We start from the raw sequence: 15147 nt of genomic DNA, 5'->3' as shown, positions 1-15147 counted from the left end.
GAGGAGGGAGGTGGGCCTCCATCACGGGCGAAACGGACGTGCAGAAAAGCAAAAACCCCCGAGGCCAAGCCATCGGGGGTTTCAGCTGTTCGTGACGGTCAGACCGGTCAGTCTCAGCCCTGGCGGGCTTTGAAACGACGCTGGGTCTTGTTGATCACGTAAACGCGGCCCTTCCGGCGCACAACGCGGCAGTCGCGGTGGCGGTTCTTGAGCGAGCGGAGCGAGTTTGCGACTTTCATCGAACTGTCCTTCGTCTATCGCGGCGCGCGAGCGCCTGAGTTGCAGCCTGTCCCCGGAAAACGGCGGGCGCGGTCCGTATCCGGATGCGCCCGTGCCCCGAGGGGTGAGAATTCCATGGTGGGCGATACTGGGATCGAACCAGTGACCCCTTCGATGTCAACGAAGTGCTCTACCGCTGAGCTAACCGCCCCTATGGCCTGCGCGTTGTCCCGTATCCCGTCCCCTCATCAGGTCCGTTGCACTGGATGGCTGCGCCGGTGGAGGGGTCTATAATTAGGTTCTCAGGTGGGATCAAGGGCTTTTGGCGAAGAAAGAAATCGGTCTATGATTTCCTGCAAAGGATGGCCCATGACCAGTAGCGCATATCATCTTCACCTGCCGGACGCGCTGACGTCGCGGGTGGTGTTTTCCTCGCCGCACTCGGGCCGTGATTACCCGGCCTCCTTCATTGGCGCCAGTATGTTGGACGAGACGACGATTCGATCATCGGAGGATGCCTGGGTCGACAGGTTCTTTGACTGCGCGCCGGAGTTCGGGGCGCCGCTGCTGCGCGCCGGGGCGCCCCGCGCCTATGTGGACCTCAACCGTGCCGCCGACGAACTGGATCCGGCGTTGATCGACGGCGTGCGCCGGGCCGGGCACAATCCCCGCGTGGCGAGCGGCCTTGGCGTCGTCCCGCGGGTCGTGGCCGGCGGACGCGCGATTTACCGCGGCAAGTTGCCGATGGCAGAGGCAGAGCGCCGTATCACCCGAATCTGGCATCCCTATCATCGAAAGCTCGCCTTGCTTCTCGAAGGGGCGCGCGCGCGATTCGGGGAGACGGTGCTGATCGACTGCCATTCAATGCCCCGCGAGGCGCTGGATGGTGCCCTGCGCAATGGCGGGCCGCGCCCGGAGGTGGTGATCGGCGACCGATTCGGTGCCTCCTGCGGACCGGAGATGGTGGCGGAAGTGGAGGCGATCTTTCGCGCGGCGGGATTCGTGGTGGCTCGCAACACGCCTTTTGCCGGGGCCTACACCATGATGGCCTATGGCCGCCCCGCAAAGGGGCAGCACGCAGTGCAGGTGGAAATCGACCGCTCGCTTTATATGGACGAGCGGCGAATCGAGCCAAACGCCCAGTTCGAGACAGTGCGTGGCGTGCTGCGCGGTGTGGTCGCCGAACTGGCGCGGCTGGGCACGGTTGAAGAGGTGCCACTGGCGGCCGAGTGATCTCGGGCCTCGGCGGATTTCAGAGCAGCCGGTCGAGCGCCGCATCCAGCGGCCCGGCGTCGTCGAACTCCAGACGCACGGGCAGGGTCAGCACCTGGCCGCGCAGGGCGGGCGGCAGTCGGACGGCGTCCTTCTCTGTGGTGACCATCTGCGCGCCGTGGCGGGCTGCGTCCTGCGCGATGCGTTGCAGCAGCGCCGTGGTGAAGGGCTGATGATCCCCCAGCGCCACAGTGGCTTTCAGATCGGCGCCTTGCGCCTTCAGGGTGGCAAAGAACTTCTCAGGGTGGCCGATCCCGGCGAAGGCCAGCACCGGCAGACCCTCCCAGTCCATTCCCGTCTGCAAGGGGGCCAGCGAGGCGGTCAGGTGGGGGAGGCTGACCTGCGCGCCCCATACTTCGGCGAACCGGTCCTGCGCGGCGGGCGGGCCGATGGTCAGCAACAGGTCGGCGCGCTTCATGCCTTCTGACAGGGGTTCCCGCAACGGTCCGGCGGGCAGACAGCGCCCGTTGCCGAAACCCACGTGGGCATCGACGCAGACGATGGTCAGGTCCTTCGCCACGGAAGGGTTTTGCATGCCGTCATCCAGCACGATCACCTGCGCGCCCGCAGCCTCCGCCGCATGCGCTCCGGCGGCGCGGTCCCGTGCCACCCATGTGGGCGTGAAGGCGGCAAGCAGCAGTGGCTCGTCGCCGGTCTGACCCGCGTCGTGGGTCAGGGGATCGACCTGCACCGGCCCGTCGAGCGACCCGCCGTAGCCGCGCGAAACCACATGCACCGCCAACCCGCGGGCCTGCAGGCGCTGGACCAGCGCGATGGCGGTTGGCGTCTTGCCCGTCCCGCCCGCGTTGATATTGCCGACGCAGATCACGGGCACGCCCGGGCGGACCGCCGGCGACTGCGCCACGCGCCGCGCCGTGGCGTGCGCGGTCAGCGCGGCAAGGGGCGCCAGCAGGCGGGCCTGCCATGCGGGGGCGTCGGGCGGTGTCGCCCAGAAGCGGGGAGCCTGCATCAAACCGTGGCCTTTGCGTCGAGAATGTCGGCGACCTCGGCGATGACCTCGTCCACCAGTTCGGCACCCGAAGAGATCACCTCCCACCCGGCATGGGCCATCTGCGCCGCCGCGTCCGGGGCAATCAGCTGCAGCACCGCCGTAGCCAGCGAATCGGCATCCCGCACGATGCGCGCGGCGCCCGCGCCCACCAGCCGGGTATAGCTGGCAAGGTGCCGACCCACGTTCGGGCCATACAGGATCGCCGTGCCGAGGGTTGCCGCCTCAAAGGGATCTTCGCCGCCATGGCCGGTCAGCAGCGAGCCACCAAGAAAAGCGAGCGGCGCGAGCCGGTACCACAGACCCAGCTGCTCCGGTCCCTCCGTCAGCAGGACCTGCGTGTTTTCGTCAGGCGTTTCGCCCGCGTCCCAGTTGCAGACGCGCAGCTGGCTGGCGGCTGCGGCCCGCTCGGCGCGGTCGGCGTCCTCCTCGGTGGCGGGAACGATGACCAGAAGAAGCCGGTGGTTGAGGCGCACGGCCTGGCGGTGGGCCGAAAGCACGTCGCGCGCCTCGAGGCCGCGCAAACGGGCGGCCAGCCAGACCGGGCGACCGGCCATCAGCCCGGCGATTTCCTCGTGCTGGGTTTCGTCGCAGGGCAGGGGCATTTCGGCGTCCAGCAGCGGCTGGGCGGCGTGCACGCGGGCGGGCTCCATACCCAGACGGCGCAGGCGGCGGGCGGCACGTTCGTCCGTGGAATAGAGGCTGTGGAACAGGGCCAGCGTGGCGGGCGCGGGATCGGGCAGCCAACGCGCGGCGGCCGGGGTCTCGATCCCCTCCGGTTCGAGGTCGAGCGCGACAAGATGCGCGCCCTCCTGCCGCGCGGCCGACAGCAGCGCCGGGCGCAGCGCGCCCCCGGCCCAAAGCACCACGTCGGGCGCGAGGTGCCGCATGTAGGTCACGCAATCTGCCAGCCGCTCGGGCGGGGCGGCGACGTGGGGCATGTCGTCGTGCGCCACCATGTCCCCCGACAGGATCACCGAGGCGTCGGGGTGTTGCGCCATGAGGCGCGCGCACAGGCTGGCCAGCGCGCGGCCACGCTCGGCCCCCGTCGCATGGGCCCAGACCAGCCGCCCGGGCGGGCGGGGCGGCAGCGCCGGCATGTCGGAACTGCCAGAGCCGCGCGTGGTGGCCAGATAGGCCTGCAGCGACAGCGCGCGGCTCGACATGGCGGCTTAACCCAGTTCCTCGGTCGAGGACGCTTCGGTCGCTTCCTCGCGCAGGCGGTGCAGGTGGGCAATGAAGTAGCGCATGTGGGCATTGTCCACGGTCTTCTGCGCCTCTGCCTTCCATGCGTCGTAAGCAGCCTGGTAGTTCGGGAAGATGCCAACCACGTGGATGTCGTCGACATCGCGGAAGACGGTCTTCGTCGGATCGACGAGTTCGCCGCCGAAGACGAGGTGAAGGCGTTGCATCAGGGTCTCTCCCATCTTGGAGGATCTGTCAGGCGCGGACCGGGGCGGTCCCGCGCGCGAAGGTAACGGGCGGGCGGGCGGGGTCAAGTCGCCCGGCCGCGCCGCATGGGGCGAAGAATGGCATGGTGGAGGTCAAGACTCTCTTGATGCACGGCTGGATTCCGCGCCGGATCCGGTAGGCGTATCGCCCGGCAGGAGCCGCTGCAGGAAGGCATCGTGCAGCGCCGGATTGGCGGCCACCATGCCGTCGGCCTGCGGGTGGGGCGCATTGAACTGCAACCGCCCACCGCGGCGATCGCTGACCCGCGCGCCCGCTTCTGACAGGATCAGGGAGCCCGCGGCGATGTCCCATTCCCACGTCGGGCGGAAGGTGAACATGGCGTCAAAGCGCCCCTCCGCCACCAGCGCCTGCCGGTAGGCCAGCGAGGGGCGGTGGTGGCGGCTGACCCGCGGCACGCCGCCGGGCCAGTGGTGCGGCTCCAGCGAAGACCGCGTCGCCAGCACCTCGGCCCGTTCGGGCAGGGCGCGCCGTGTCACCGTGATGGGCAGCCCGTTCAGCCGGGCGCCGTGGCCAAGGGCTGCGGTATACATGCGGTCCAGCATCGGCAGGAAGACCACCGCCGCCGTCACTGTGCCCGCCTGCGCCACGGCCAGTGCGTGCGCCCATGTGTTTGCGCCCTCGATGTACGATCGGGTGCCGTCGATGGGGTCGACGATGAACGCCGTCTCTGCCGCCATGCGCGCGGTGTCATCGGTCGATTCCTCCGACAACCAGCCATAGCCGGGGCGGGCATCGCGCAGGATCTCCTCCAGCCGGGCGTTGACGGCGAGATCGGCCTTCGTCACCGGGCCGGCATCGCCGTCCTTGTAGCGGATGTCCAGCGCCTGCCCGAGAAAGCCACGCGCCACGGTGCCCGCCTCATGCGCAGCCCGCGTGAGAAGGGCGAGGTCAGTCTCCGGCAAGCGTCAGCCCCTCGACCAGCAGCGATGGTACGACGCGGGTCAGCCACGGACGGGCGTCGTTCGCCGGGACCAGTGTCCGGAGCATCTCGCGCAGGTTGCCCGCGATGGTCACGCCGGAGACCGGATAGACGGGCTCACCGTTCTCGATCCACCAGCCCGCCGCCCCGCGGGAATAGTCGCCGGTGTTGGGGTTGATGGTGGAACCGATCATGGAGGTCACCAGAAGGCCGGTGCCCATCTGCTTCATCAGCTCTTCGCGGGTCTGCGCCCCTTGGGTCAGGGCCAGGTTCCAGCAGGCCGGGCCGATCCCGCCGGAGGTGCCGCGCGCGGCGTTGGCGGTGCTCTCCATCCCGAGCTTGCGGGCGTTGGCGAGGTCTAGCGTCCAGCCCCTGATCATACCGTTTTCGACCAGCGTGCGCGGGCGTGTCGGAAGACCCTCCCCGTCGAAGGGGCGTGAGGCTGCGGCGCGCGGGCGATGCGGGTCCTCGGTGAGCGACAGTGCCTCGGGCAGGACCTGTTCACCCAGCGCGTTCAGCAGCCAGGACGATCCGCGCGCAATGGCGGCGCCGCTCATCGCCGCCGTCAGGTGGCCGATGAGGGAGGAGGAGATACGCTCGTCGTAGAGCACCGGGTAGGCGCCGGTCTTCGGGCGGCGGGGGTTCAGCCGTTCCAGCGCGCGGGCGCCGGCGGTGCGGCCGATCTCCTCGGCGGAGCGCAGGTCCGACTGGAAGGTTCGGCTGTCGCCGTCGTAGTCGCGCTCCATCTTGAGGCCTTCGCCCGCCATGGCCACGACCGACCGCGCGCGGGAGGTGCGGCGATAGCTGCCCTCGAAGCCGTTGGTGGCGGCGATACAGACATTCTGCGCGGAATACTGTGCAGAGGCCGACTGCACCTGCGTGATGCCGGTGACCGCCAGCGCGGCGGCCTCGGCGGTGCGGGCGTCGTCTTCCAGCTCGGCGGGGGAGGGCTCGGCCGAGGGATCGGCCAGCTCCAGCGCGGCGAGGTCCCAGCCGCGGGCCAGCTGCGACGGGTCGGCGAGCCCCACGTATTCGTCCTCGGGCGCCTCGCGGGCCATGGCGACGGCGCGTTCGGCCAGCATGGCCAGCGTTTCGGGGCGCATGTCCGAGGTCGACACCGAGGCCACGCGCTTGCCGACGAAGACCCGCAGCCCGAGGTCGCGCCCCTCGGAGCGCTCCGCCTGCTCCAGCGCACCGGCGCGGACGTCGATGGACAGCGCGGTGCCATCGAGCGCCACGGCATCGGCGGCATCGGCCCCGGCCGTCAGCGCGGCATCGAGGGCAAGACGGGTCAGGTCGGCGGGGGTGTGGGACATGGGCGGCCTCCTTGCGGTCCCAACCGAGGTAGGCTGCGCGCGCCTCGGGTGCAAGCACCTGCTGTGTCCGAAGAGGGCGAGGCGGCGTCACCGGGCGGTCAGGGGCGACACTCTATATAGGCGGTGAAGGCCTAGGCGCGTTCCGCCTGTTCTTCCGGTGTCAGCGCCGCCAGCGGGGCGGTCGCGCAGCGGCGCGAGTCCGTGACGTGCGAGGAAACCCTGCGCCACCGCGCCCCGGACGGCAAAGTTGATGCTTTGCGCCGTGGCCCCGTCGGGGCGGTCAAGCAGCCGTGCCGTCACCACGCCCACCACGCGCCCGTCCGTTGCCACCAGCGGCCCGCCGGAGTTGCCCGGCTGCACCGGCGCGGTGTTCTGCAACCAGTCGGGATCACCGCCGACGCCCGTCACCGACGACACCGCGCCGCGCGTCAAATTCAGGCCGCCGAGGATGTCGGAGAAGCGATACCCCAGCGCTGTCACATCGGCGTTGAGCCGCGCTTGCGCGTCGGAGAAGACTGCTACCGCCTTGGCCTGTGCGCTGGCCGATAGCAGGAGGGCAAGGTCGAGGCCCGCGTCGGTCGCGGGTCAGCGCGGCTCCGTCACCGCCACGATCGGACCCATGCGGCGGCCGAGGTCGTCACGGCCAAGATCCGGAGCATAGAGGCGCGAGATATTGCCGTCGAGAAACAGCGCATCGGGCAGCTTAAGGCCATCGCGGAAGAAACGCGCGAAGTCATGGAAATTCACGAGGTTCTGAGAGATCACGAAGACCGCGCGTTTACCATCCTTCGTGGTGCCCACGCCGTTGCGGATGTAGCGCGACGTCGAATCAGCGAGGAAACGCGGGTGCAGGTCGCCGTCGATCACCAGCATTGGCCCCGATTGCGTCGCATCGCGGCAGGCGGGTTTCTGTGCCAGGAAATCGCGTGTCTCGTAAACCCGTGCGCGCGTATCGGTCAGGCAGAACACCCCGTTGGGCAGCAGGCCGAAGTTTCCCGGCCCGGGAGAGGAGATAACGCGCATAGCCTCCTTGCCATCCTCGACGTAGTGGCCGACCGGAGCGCGGTTCTCGTGGTACATGCCCGCGTTCATGGCAAAGACAACACGCTTGCCATTCTGCGCTGCGAGTTCGTTCAGGCGGGAGAACTGCCCGATCCGCTTGCCCTTGGCATCGTCGAGGTAAAGCCGCAGGTCTTCCTGTGCAGGGTTCACCGTGCAAACCGCGTAGCGGTTGCCCTCGAAGGCGAGGTTTTCGCAGGTCACGGCCTGCGCGCGAGGCGCCGCCGCCACCGCCACCGCCACCATAGCAAACGCCGCAAGGAGGACCAGCCGCCGCATCACTCGGTATCGCGCCGCACGGTATCGTCGGAGAACAGCCGCCGCGTCTCGTCGAGGTGATCGAAGGTCTCGTCGAGGCGGAAGCGCAACTCTGGCGAGAATTTCAGTGACAGGCCCTTGGACACGGCGCGGCGCAGCTCATGCTGGTTGCGTTTGAGCAACTCGAACATCTCTTCGGTCTTCTGGCCACCGAGCGGGCAGACATAGGCCGTCGCCACCTTCAGGTCGGGGGAAACGCGGACCTCGCCCACGGTGATGGTCATGCGGTTGAGTTCCGGGTCGTGCACATCGCCGCGCATCAGCACGTCGGAGAGTTGCCGCCGGATGACCTCGCTGACGCGAAGTTGCCGCTGGGAGGGGCCGGAGCCGCCGTCTTGGAATCTGTTCTTTGCCATGTGGGGACAGTTAGAGCGTCGCTGGTGCTTTGCCAAGCGGGGCGGGCGGATGTAATGGGAAGGAAAGGCAGGATTTGGAGAGAGTGATGACGGAACAGCCGGGTGTCGTGGTGACGGGCGTCTCGGGGCGCATGGGGCAAATGCTGGTGCGGGAGATCAACGCCTCCGAGAAGCTGCGGCTGGTCGGCGCGCTGGAACGCAAGGGCCACGACTGGATCGGTCGGGATCTGGGCGAGGCGATGGGCATGGCCCGCATGGGCGTGATGGTGGAGGACGATCCGCTGGAACCCTTCGCCCGCGCACAGGCGATCATCGACTTCACCGCGCCCGCCGCCACGGTCGCCTTTGCCGAGCTGGCAGCGCAAGCGCGTGCGGTGCATGTGATCGGCACCACAGGCCTGTCCGAAGACGATATCGCTGCCATCGACCGTGCCGCGCATCACGCCGTGGTGGTCCGGGCAGGCAACATGTCGCTGGGCGTCAACCTGCTGACCCGGCTGGTAAAGCAGGTTTCCGCCGCACTCGACGCCGACTGGGACATCGAGGTGATCGAGAGCCACCACCACCACAAGGTGGACGCGCCTTCCGGCACCGCGCTGATGCTGGGCGAGGCCGCTGCCGAGGGCCGGGGCGTGGCGCTGGAGGAGGCATCCGACCGTGGCCGCGACGGTATTACCGGGGCGCGCAAGCGGGGCGACATCGGCTTCCACGCCATTCGGGGCGGCGACATCGTGGGCGAGCACGAGGTGCTCTTTGCCACGCCCGGCGAGCGGATCGTGCTGAAGCATGTGGCCTCGGACCGGGCGCTCTTTGCCCGGGGCGCCTTGCGGGCGGCGCTCTGGGGGCAGGACCAGGGGCCGGGCCATTACGACATGCTGGACGTGCTCGGGTTGAAGTAGGTCGGCGGGCCGGGGGGCGACTGTTGCCTCCGGCAAGTGCGCCCGCCCACCGGCCCTTCGGGGACCTTCGTTGCGGGGGCGTGCCGGTTCACCAGGCCAAAGGCCCCAAGCCCCCCGCGTGATCCTTGCGCGACAACCCGCCCCACCCGGTCAAGTGCAATAGGGGCTCCCCGCAGGCGGGGCCCCACGGCGATTGCGCCGGATCGGGTGGCGGTGCCCGTCCCGGTTGCCTCAAGCGACGGGGCCTCCGGGTAAAAGGCAGGACGGGGGGCGTGCTTGCACGCGGAGGCGGGCCTTCGGGTGGGGGGGCGTGGTTGCCGGGGCTGTTTTGCCGTGCTCGAGGGGCAGGCGTGCCCGGGATGGTTGGGTGTGGGCGGCGCCTATCCTGCGGAAAGGCGCGATTGCCCACTGGCAGCGCGCGTCGAGACGCGCCCTGCCTAGAAATCTATCGCGATGCCCTTCTTTTCCCAGTCGCCATAGCGCACGGGTTCCGGGCCTTCACGGCCACCGTATTCCTTGGGACGGGCTTTCGCCTCGGCCTCATCCTTGGCGCGGCGCTCCGCGGCTTCGGCCAGCGCGCGTTGCGCGGCGGGGGGGAGGTCCTTCGGGGTGTCATCGGACATGAGGGTTTTCCTTGTGTGCTGGGGTTGATATAGGCCTCGCCACCCCTTCCCGGCAAGGCCGGGACCGTTTTCCGGAGACATCCATGAGCGCCCCTCACCCCGCCAGACTGGCCGCCCTCGACCTTTTGGACCAGGTGCTGGAGCGCGGTTTGCCGTTGTCCGAAGATGCCCGGCTGGAGCGTCTGGCTCCGGCGGAGCGTGCGACCGCCGCGCGGCTGGCCGCCGAGGTGTTGCGCGGGCTGGAGCGCGCGGACAAGATCCTTTCGGGATATCTGCGCAAGACGCCGGAGCCGCGTGTGCGCAACATCCTGCGGCTCGGCTGTGTCGAACTTTGCACTGGTGGGGCAGCGCATGGCGTCGTCTCGGATTGTGTCGAGATCGCCGCCCGCGGCAAGGTCACGCAGGGCGCCAAGGGGTTGGTGAATGCCGTGCTGCGCAAGGTGGCCGCCGAAGGCCCCGCCATCTGGGGCAAGCTGCGCGTGCCGCGCCTGCCGAAGTGGCTGCGCAAGCCACTGGTTGACGCCTGGGGTCCGCAGGTGGTGGCGGAAATGGAACGCGCGCATTTCAACGGTGCGCCGGTGGATGTGACGCTGAAGGGCGCCCGGCCCGAGGGGCTGGAGGGCACGCTGCTGCCGACAGGCTCGATCCGGCTGGAAAATCCGGGGCAGGTCAGCGTCCTGCCGGGCTTTTCGTCGGGCGACTGGTGGGTGCAGGATGCCGCCGCCGCTCTGCCGGTAAAGCTGTTGGACAATGTAAGCGGTCTTGAGGTGCTCGACATGTGCGCGGCCCCCGGAGGCAAGACGCTGCAACTGGCCGCCGCCGGGGCCAAAGTCACGTCGCTTGACCTGTCCGAGCCGCGCATGGTGCGGGTGCGCGAGAATCTCGACCGATGCGGTCTGGAAGCGACGCTTGTCGTTGGCGATGCGCTGGAGCATCAGGGGCAGTACGATGCCATCCTGCTCGATGCACCCTGTTCCGCCACCGGCACCATTCGCCGCCACCCCGACCTGCCGCATGCGCATCAGGGCGAGAAGATATCGGAACTGATCGGGTTGCAGTCTTGGATGCTGGACCATGCGCTGAGCCTCCTGAAACCTGGCGGGCGGCTGGTCTTTGCCACCTGCTCGTTGATCCCGGACGAGGGCGAATGCCAGGTGGAGGAGGCGCTGGCGCGTCACCCCGGACTGAGGGTGTTGCCGCCCGAGCAGGACTGGGTCGAGGAGCGCTGGCGTTCCGAAGAGGGCGGGCTGCGGCTGCGGCCCGACTTCTGGCCGCAGCGCGGCGGTATGGACGGTTTCTACATGGCCGTTCTGACGCGAAGCTGAATGGAGGGAGCCCGGGGGAGTCCCCGGTAGCGCCACCATGTGCGGCAAAAGCGCTAACACTTTGTTAACTGGAGAGATGACTCGGTAACCTTTGCGCGTTAGGATGCGCGCAAACGCCCGGGAAGGGCCACCCCGGCCCGTCCGGCGCGGGGCCTTCCGAGGGCAGAGGCAAGGCAGAGATGACAACGCAGCGGAACTGGCGCACGACGCCTGCGCGGGTCATGAACCGCGTGCACGCACGGCTGGCGGCCCGGGCGCGGCCCGCCGATGGCTTTGTCAGCCAGCCGGAACCGCGCACCGTCGGCTTCTTTGCGCGCGGGCGGCAGATGATCGCGGGGAACCTGATGTTCGCCGGCCATCTGGTGGAGGCGAAAGGCGCCTCGCTCTGGGAAATCGAGCCGCCCGACCCGGCCTTTGCCGAAGAGATCCAAGGCTTTGCCTGGCTCGACGACCTTGTGGCCGTGGGCGACATGAAGGCGCGCGGCCTCGCGCAGGCCTGGACCTGGGGCTGGATCGAACGCTACGGCCGGGGCAAGGGGCCTGGCTGGACCCCGGAGATGACCGGGCGGCGGGTCATCCGCTGGATTCACCATGCGCTTTTCCTGCTGCGCGGTTTGCCGGCCGAGAAATCCGATGCCTTTTACGCCGCGCTCGGTGCGCAGGCGCAGTTCCTCGCGAAACGCGGCACCTCTGCCGCGCCAGGGCTGGCGAAGTTCGAGGCCATGACGGGGCTGCTCTATGCCGGGCTGTCGCTGGAGGGGATGCAGGCGCATGTTACCCCGGCGCGCGATGCGTTGGGTGCGGAATGCGAGCGGCAGGTGGATGCGCAGGGCGGCATCCCCACCCGCAACCCGGAGGAGTTGCTGGAAGTCTTTACCCTGCTTACCTGGGCGCAATCTGCGCTGGAGGAGGCGGGCATCGCGCTGCATCCCGGCCACGAGGGGGCCATTCGCCGCATCGCGCCGACGCTCCGCACCCTGCGCCACGCGGACGGCGGGCTGGCCCGGTTCCACGGCGGGGGCAGGGGGCTGGACGGGCGGCTGGATCAGGCGCTGGCGGCGTCGGGGTCTAAGAAACGGCAGACGGACGGGCTGGCTATGGGGTTCACGCGGCTCTCCGCCGGGCGGACGTCGGTTATCGTCGATGCCAGCCCGCCGCCTTCCGGGCTGGCTTCTGCCAATGCCCATGCTTCCACGCTGGCGTTTGAACTCACGTCCGGGCGCCGCCCGTTGATCGTTTCCTGCGGGTCAGGCGGCGGTTTCGGCGAGGACTGGCGCCGGGCCGGACGTGCGACCCTGTCGCATTCGGTGCTCTGCCTGCAGGGCTACAGCTCTGCCCGGCTGAGTACGCCACGCTGGATCGGGGAGCGGCGGCGCGAACTCCTGGAGGACGGACCGAAGGACGTCCCCATCCACATGGCCCACCTGACGGAGAGCCTGCGCTTCGAGGGCGGTCACGACGGCTATGTGCGGGAGCAGGGGCTGACCCATGCCCGCAGTCTCGAACTGACGCTGGACGGGCGCAGCCTGCGCGGTGAGGATTACCTGGTCACTCTCGACGACAAGGCGAAGCGGCGTTTCGACGCGGCAATGGACGCGGTGAAGCTGGCGGGCCTGCCTTTCGAGATTCGCTTTCACCTGCACCCGGATGTGGATGTGGCGGTGGACATGGGCGGCACGGCGGTCTCCATGGCGCTCAGGTCCGGTGAAATCTGGATCTTCCGCTACGAGTCGGGGGTAGAGATGACGCTTGAAGCGTCGGTTTATCTGGAAAAGGGGCGACTCCGGCCCCGTGCGTCAACGCAGGTGGTTCTATCCGGGCGGGCAATGCAGTATGCGACCCGCGTCCGCTGGTCCCTGGCCAAGGCGCAGGACACGGCGCTTGCCGTGCGTGATCTCTACAGGGAAGAGCCGGACGCCTGACCGTTTGACCTTTGGGAGCCCCCTGATGACCGTCCAAGATCTCGCACCCGTGCGCCGCGCGCTGATTTCCGTCTCCGACAAGACCGGCCTGATCGACCTCGCCCGCGCGCTCGAGTCCCTGAAGATCGAGATCCTCTCGACCGGCGGCTCCGCCAAGGCGATCCGCGAGGCGGGAGTCGCGGTGCGCGACGTGTCCGAACTGACCGAATTCCCCGAAATGATGGACGGGCGGGTGAAGACGCTGCACCCGAAGGTGCACGGCGGGCTGCTGGCCCTGCGCGACAACGGGATGCACGTGGCGTCCATGGCGGAGCACGGCATCGTGCCGATCGACCTCCTGGTGGTGAACCTCTACCCCTTCGAGGCGGCGCTGGCGCGCGGCGCGGGCTATGACGAGATGATCGAGAACATCGACATCGGCGGTCCGGCGATGATCCGCGCGGCGGCGAAGAACCATGCCTTTGTCACCACTGTTGTGGATGTGCAGGATTACGGCGCCCTGCTGGAGGAATTGAAGGCGCATGGCGATGAGGCGCAGACGTCGTATGGCTTCCGCCAGAAGATGGCGCAGATCGCCTACGCCCGCACCGGCGCCTATGACGCGGCGGTCAGCACCTGGATGGCCTCGGCCATCGGCGAGGAGACGCCGCGCCGCCGCGTTTTTGCCGGCGAGCTGAAGCAGACGCTGCGCTACGGCGAGAACAGCCACCAGAACGCCGCCTTCTACACCGACGGCAGCAACCGTCCCGGCGTGGCCGTGGCGGAACAGCTGCAGGGCAAGGAACTGTCCTACAACAACTTCAACGATACCGACGCGGCTTTTGAACTCGTGTCGGAGTTCCTGCCCACGGACGGCCCGGCGGTGGCGATCATCAAGCACGCCAACCCTTGCGGCGTGGCGAAGGGAGCGACCATGAAGGAGGCCTACCAGAAGGCCTTCGACTGCGACCGGACCTCGGCCTTTGGCGGGATCGTGGCGCTGAACGGCGCGCTGGACGGGGAGACGGCGGAGGCGATTTCGGAGATTTTCACCGAGGTTGTCATCGCGCCGGCGATCCACCAGGAGGCAAAGGACATCTTCGCCAGGAAGAAAAACCTGCGGCTGATCCTCGCGCCGGGGCTGGCAAACACCGCCGAGGCGGGGCTGGCGTGGAAGCAGGTCTCGGGCGGCATCCTCGTGCAGGACCGCGACAACGGCGCGCTGACGGTCGACGACCTCAAGGTAGTGACCAAGATCACGCCGACCGAGGCGCAGATGCTGGACCTGCTGTTCGCCTGGAAGGTGGCGAAGCACGTGAAGTCCAACGCCATTGTCTACGTCAAGGACGGTGCGACCGTGGGCGTCGGCGCGGGCCAGATGAGCCGCGTCGATTCGGCGCTGATCGCGGCGAAGAAGGCGGAGCGCATGGCGCAGGCGCTGGAACTGCCGCAGCCGCTGACCATCGGCTCGGCCGTGGCTTCGGACGCGTTCTTCCCCTTCGCGGACGGCCTGCTGGAGGCAGCCGCGGCCGGTGCCACCTGCGTCATCCAGCCGGGCGGGTCGATGCGCGACGAAGAGGTGATCGCCGCCGCCGACGAGGCGGGGCTGGCCATGGTCTTTACCGGCATGCGCCACTTCCGGCACTGACCGGCACAACGGGCCGAGCGGGTAACCTATTCCTTTGCGCGGTCTACCGGCAACGGCCTGAGGTTGTGCGCCCCTGCGGGGGCGCATAGACTTTGTGGCCAAGAATGCCGTCGCGAGCGACCGGGACAGGCGACCAGGCCGGCGTTTTTGCGGGCGCTAAGCCGCAGTCAGGCGAGTCTTCGCGCAGCGATCGCGGTGGCATCCGGGAGAAAGCCGCTGTCCTCGCAACGCTCCGCAAGGGCGAAACAGGTAATCCGGCGGAAACGCCCGAGAGGCAGTCATGAGTGAGACAGCAGCGGTGACACGCAGGCAAAGCAGCCCTTCCACCAGCCCCCTTCGCACCGTCTGGTGGATGGCATTCTGGATATTTGTCATCGATCAGGTGACGAAGATATGGGTGGTCCATCTGCTCGATCTCAAGAACCTCCTGCAGATCGAGGTCGTTCCGCCCTACCTGAACTTTCACATGGCGTGGAATTACGGCATCAACTTCGGCCTGCTGGCCGGGCAGGCGCCGGTGACGCGCTGGATCCTGATCTTCGTGGCGCTGGCGATCGTATTGTTCGTGGTGATGTGGATGCGGCGCGATCCGCCGGGGCGGTTGGGGCTGATCTCTGCCGGGCTTCTGATCGGCGGCGCGCTGGGCAACGTCATCGACCGTCTGGCCTACGGCGCGGTAGCGGACTTCCTCAACATGTCCTGCTGCGGGATCAACAATCCCTTCGCTTTCAACGTGGCGGATATAGCGATTTTTGCCGGGGCCTTCGGGCTGGTGTTGTTTCCGTCTGCGAAAAAGGGCGCCTGAGCCGG

Annotated in this window: 15 protein-coding genes, 1 tRNA gene and 1 pseudogene; 6 read left to right on the top strand and 11 right to left on the bottom strand. The window is 68.3% G+C overall.

What is annotated here, in order from left to right; genetic code table 11:
* Window positions 1-113: 113 nt before the first annotated feature.
* Together ykgO and J5474_RS03675 are read right to left on the bottom strand one after the other, a co-directional pair.
* On the bottom strand, window positions 114-239 hold the full coding sequence (gene ykgO / locus J5474_RS03680; protein WP_170125850.1) for a type B 50S ribosomal protein L36: 126 nt from the start codon (window positions 237-239) through the stop codon (window positions 114-116).
* A gap of 116 nt (window positions 240-355) precedes the next feature.
* Window positions 356-430, bottom strand: a tRNA-Val gene (locus tag J5474_RS03675).
* Between the two features lie 158 nt (window positions 431-588).
* On the opposite strand from J5474_RS03675, the gene J5474_RS03670 reads away from it, so the two are divergent.
* Window positions 589-1452 carry an N-formylglutamate amidohydrolase gene (locus J5474_RS03670; RefSeq protein ID WP_209359404.1) on the top strand — a complete coding sequence of 288 codons (864 nt, stop codon included), beginning with the start codon at window positions 589-591 and terminating at the stop codon, window positions 1450-1452.
* Window positions 1453-1471: 19 nt separating this feature from the next.
* Here the strand turns inward: J5474_RS03670 and lpxK are convergent, their stop codons facing one another.
* From lpxK to rbfA, 8 genes and pseudogenes are all read right to left on the bottom strand, one after another.
* Window positions 1472-2461: a tetraacyldisaccharide 4'-kinase gene (gene lpxK / locus J5474_RS03665; RefSeq protein ID WP_209359401.1), complete on the bottom strand. Its 990-nt coding sequence runs from the start codon at window positions 2459-2461 to the stop codon at window positions 1472-1474.
* Complete coding sequence (locus tag J5474_RS03660) at window positions 2461-3666, bottom strand: 3-deoxy-D-manno-octulosonic acid transferase (protein ID WP_209359399.1); 1206 nt, start codon at window positions 3664-3666, stop codon at window positions 2461-2463. The genes lpxK and J5474_RS03660 overlap by 1 nt, the downstream gene beginning before the upstream one ends.
* A 6-nt stretch (window positions 3667-3672) precedes the next feature.
* Window positions 3673-3915 carry a DUF4170 domain-containing protein gene (locus J5474_RS03655; RefSeq protein WP_209359510.1) on the bottom strand — a complete coding sequence of 81 codons (243 nt, stop codon included), beginning with the start codon at window positions 3913-3915 and terminating at the stop codon, window positions 3673-3675.
* A gap of 129 nt (window positions 3916-4044) precedes the next feature.
* Window positions 4045-4875: an inositol monophosphatase family protein gene (locus J5474_RS03650; protein WP_209359397.1), complete on the bottom strand. Its 831-nt coding sequence runs from the start codon at window positions 4873-4875 to the stop codon at window positions 4045-4047.
* Window positions 4862-6208 (bottom strand): TldD/PmbA family protein, encoded by a 1347-nt coding sequence (locus J5474_RS03645; protein ID WP_209359394.1) that lies wholly within the window; start codon window positions 6206-6208, stop codon window positions 4862-4864. The genes J5474_RS03650 and J5474_RS03645 overlap by 14 nt, the downstream gene beginning before the upstream one ends.
* 87 nt (window positions 6209-6295) lie before the next feature.
* Window positions 6296-6775: pseudogene (locus J5474_RS03640) on the bottom strand (trypsin-like peptidase domain-containing protein); the annotation flags it as partial.
* 18 nt (window positions 6776-6793) lie between these two features.
* Entirely contained in the window at window positions 6794-7546 is a 753-nt protein-coding gene (locus J5474_RS03635; RefSeq protein ID WP_209359392.1) for a phosphodiester glycosidase family protein, read from the bottom strand.
* Window positions 7546-7941, bottom strand: a complete 396-nt coding sequence (rbfA, locus tag J5474_RS03630; RefSeq protein WP_209359390.1) for a 30S ribosome-binding factor RbfA — start codon at window positions 7939-7941, stop codon at window positions 7546-7548. The genes J5474_RS03635 and rbfA overlap by 1 nt, the downstream gene beginning before the upstream one ends.
* 86 nt (window positions 7942-8027) lie before the next feature.
* On the opposite strand from rbfA, the gene dapB reads away from it, so the two are divergent.
* Window positions 8028-8840: a 4-hydroxy-tetrahydrodipicolinate reductase gene (dapB, locus tag J5474_RS03625; protein WP_209359388.1), complete on the top strand. Its 813-nt coding sequence runs from the start codon at window positions 8028-8030 to the stop codon at window positions 8838-8840.
* 437 nt (window positions 8841-9277) lie between these two features.
* Here the strand turns inward: dapB and J5474_RS03620 are convergent, their stop codons facing one another.
* Window positions 9278-9463 carry a DUF1674 domain-containing protein gene (locus J5474_RS03620; RefSeq protein WP_209359386.1) on the bottom strand — a complete coding sequence of 62 codons (186 nt, stop codon included), beginning with the start codon at window positions 9461-9463 and terminating at the stop codon, window positions 9278-9280.
* 83 nt (window positions 9464-9546) lie between these two features.
* Here J5474_RS03620 and J5474_RS03615 point away from each other — a divergent pair, with 83 nt between their 5' ends.
* From J5474_RS03615 to lspA, 4 genes are all read left to right on the top strand, one after another.
* A complete protein-coding gene (locus J5474_RS03615) occupies window positions 9547-10788 on the top strand; it encodes an RsmB/NOP family class I SAM-dependent RNA methyltransferase (protein ID WP_209359384.1) in 1242 nt (413 codons plus the stop codon).
* 179 nt (window positions 10789-10967) lie between these two features.
* A complete protein-coding gene (locus J5474_RS03610; protein ID WP_209359382.1) occupies window positions 10968-12710 on the top strand; it encodes a heparinase II/III family protein in 1743 nt (580 codons plus the stop codon).
* Between the two features lie 25 nt (window positions 12711-12735).
* A complete protein-coding gene (gene purH / locus J5474_RS03605; RefSeq protein ID WP_209359380.1) occupies window positions 12736-14337 on the top strand; it encodes a bifunctional phosphoribosylaminoimidazolecarboxamide formyltransferase/IMP cyclohydrolase in 1602 nt (533 codons plus the stop codon).
* 280 nt (window positions 14338-14617) lie between these two features.
* Entirely contained in the window at window positions 14618-15142 is a 525-nt protein-coding gene (gene lspA, locus J5474_RS03600) for a signal peptidase II (RefSeq protein ID WP_209359378.1), read from the top strand.
* Window positions 15143-15147: the final 5 nt, after the last annotated feature.

The organism is Sagittula salina (genome assembly GCF_017813235.1).
Classification (GTDB): Bacteria; Pseudomonadota; Alphaproteobacteria; order Rhodobacterales; family Rhodobacteraceae; genus Sagittula; species Sagittula salina.
This window is presented reverse-complemented; position numbering and strand designations above follow the sequence as displayed.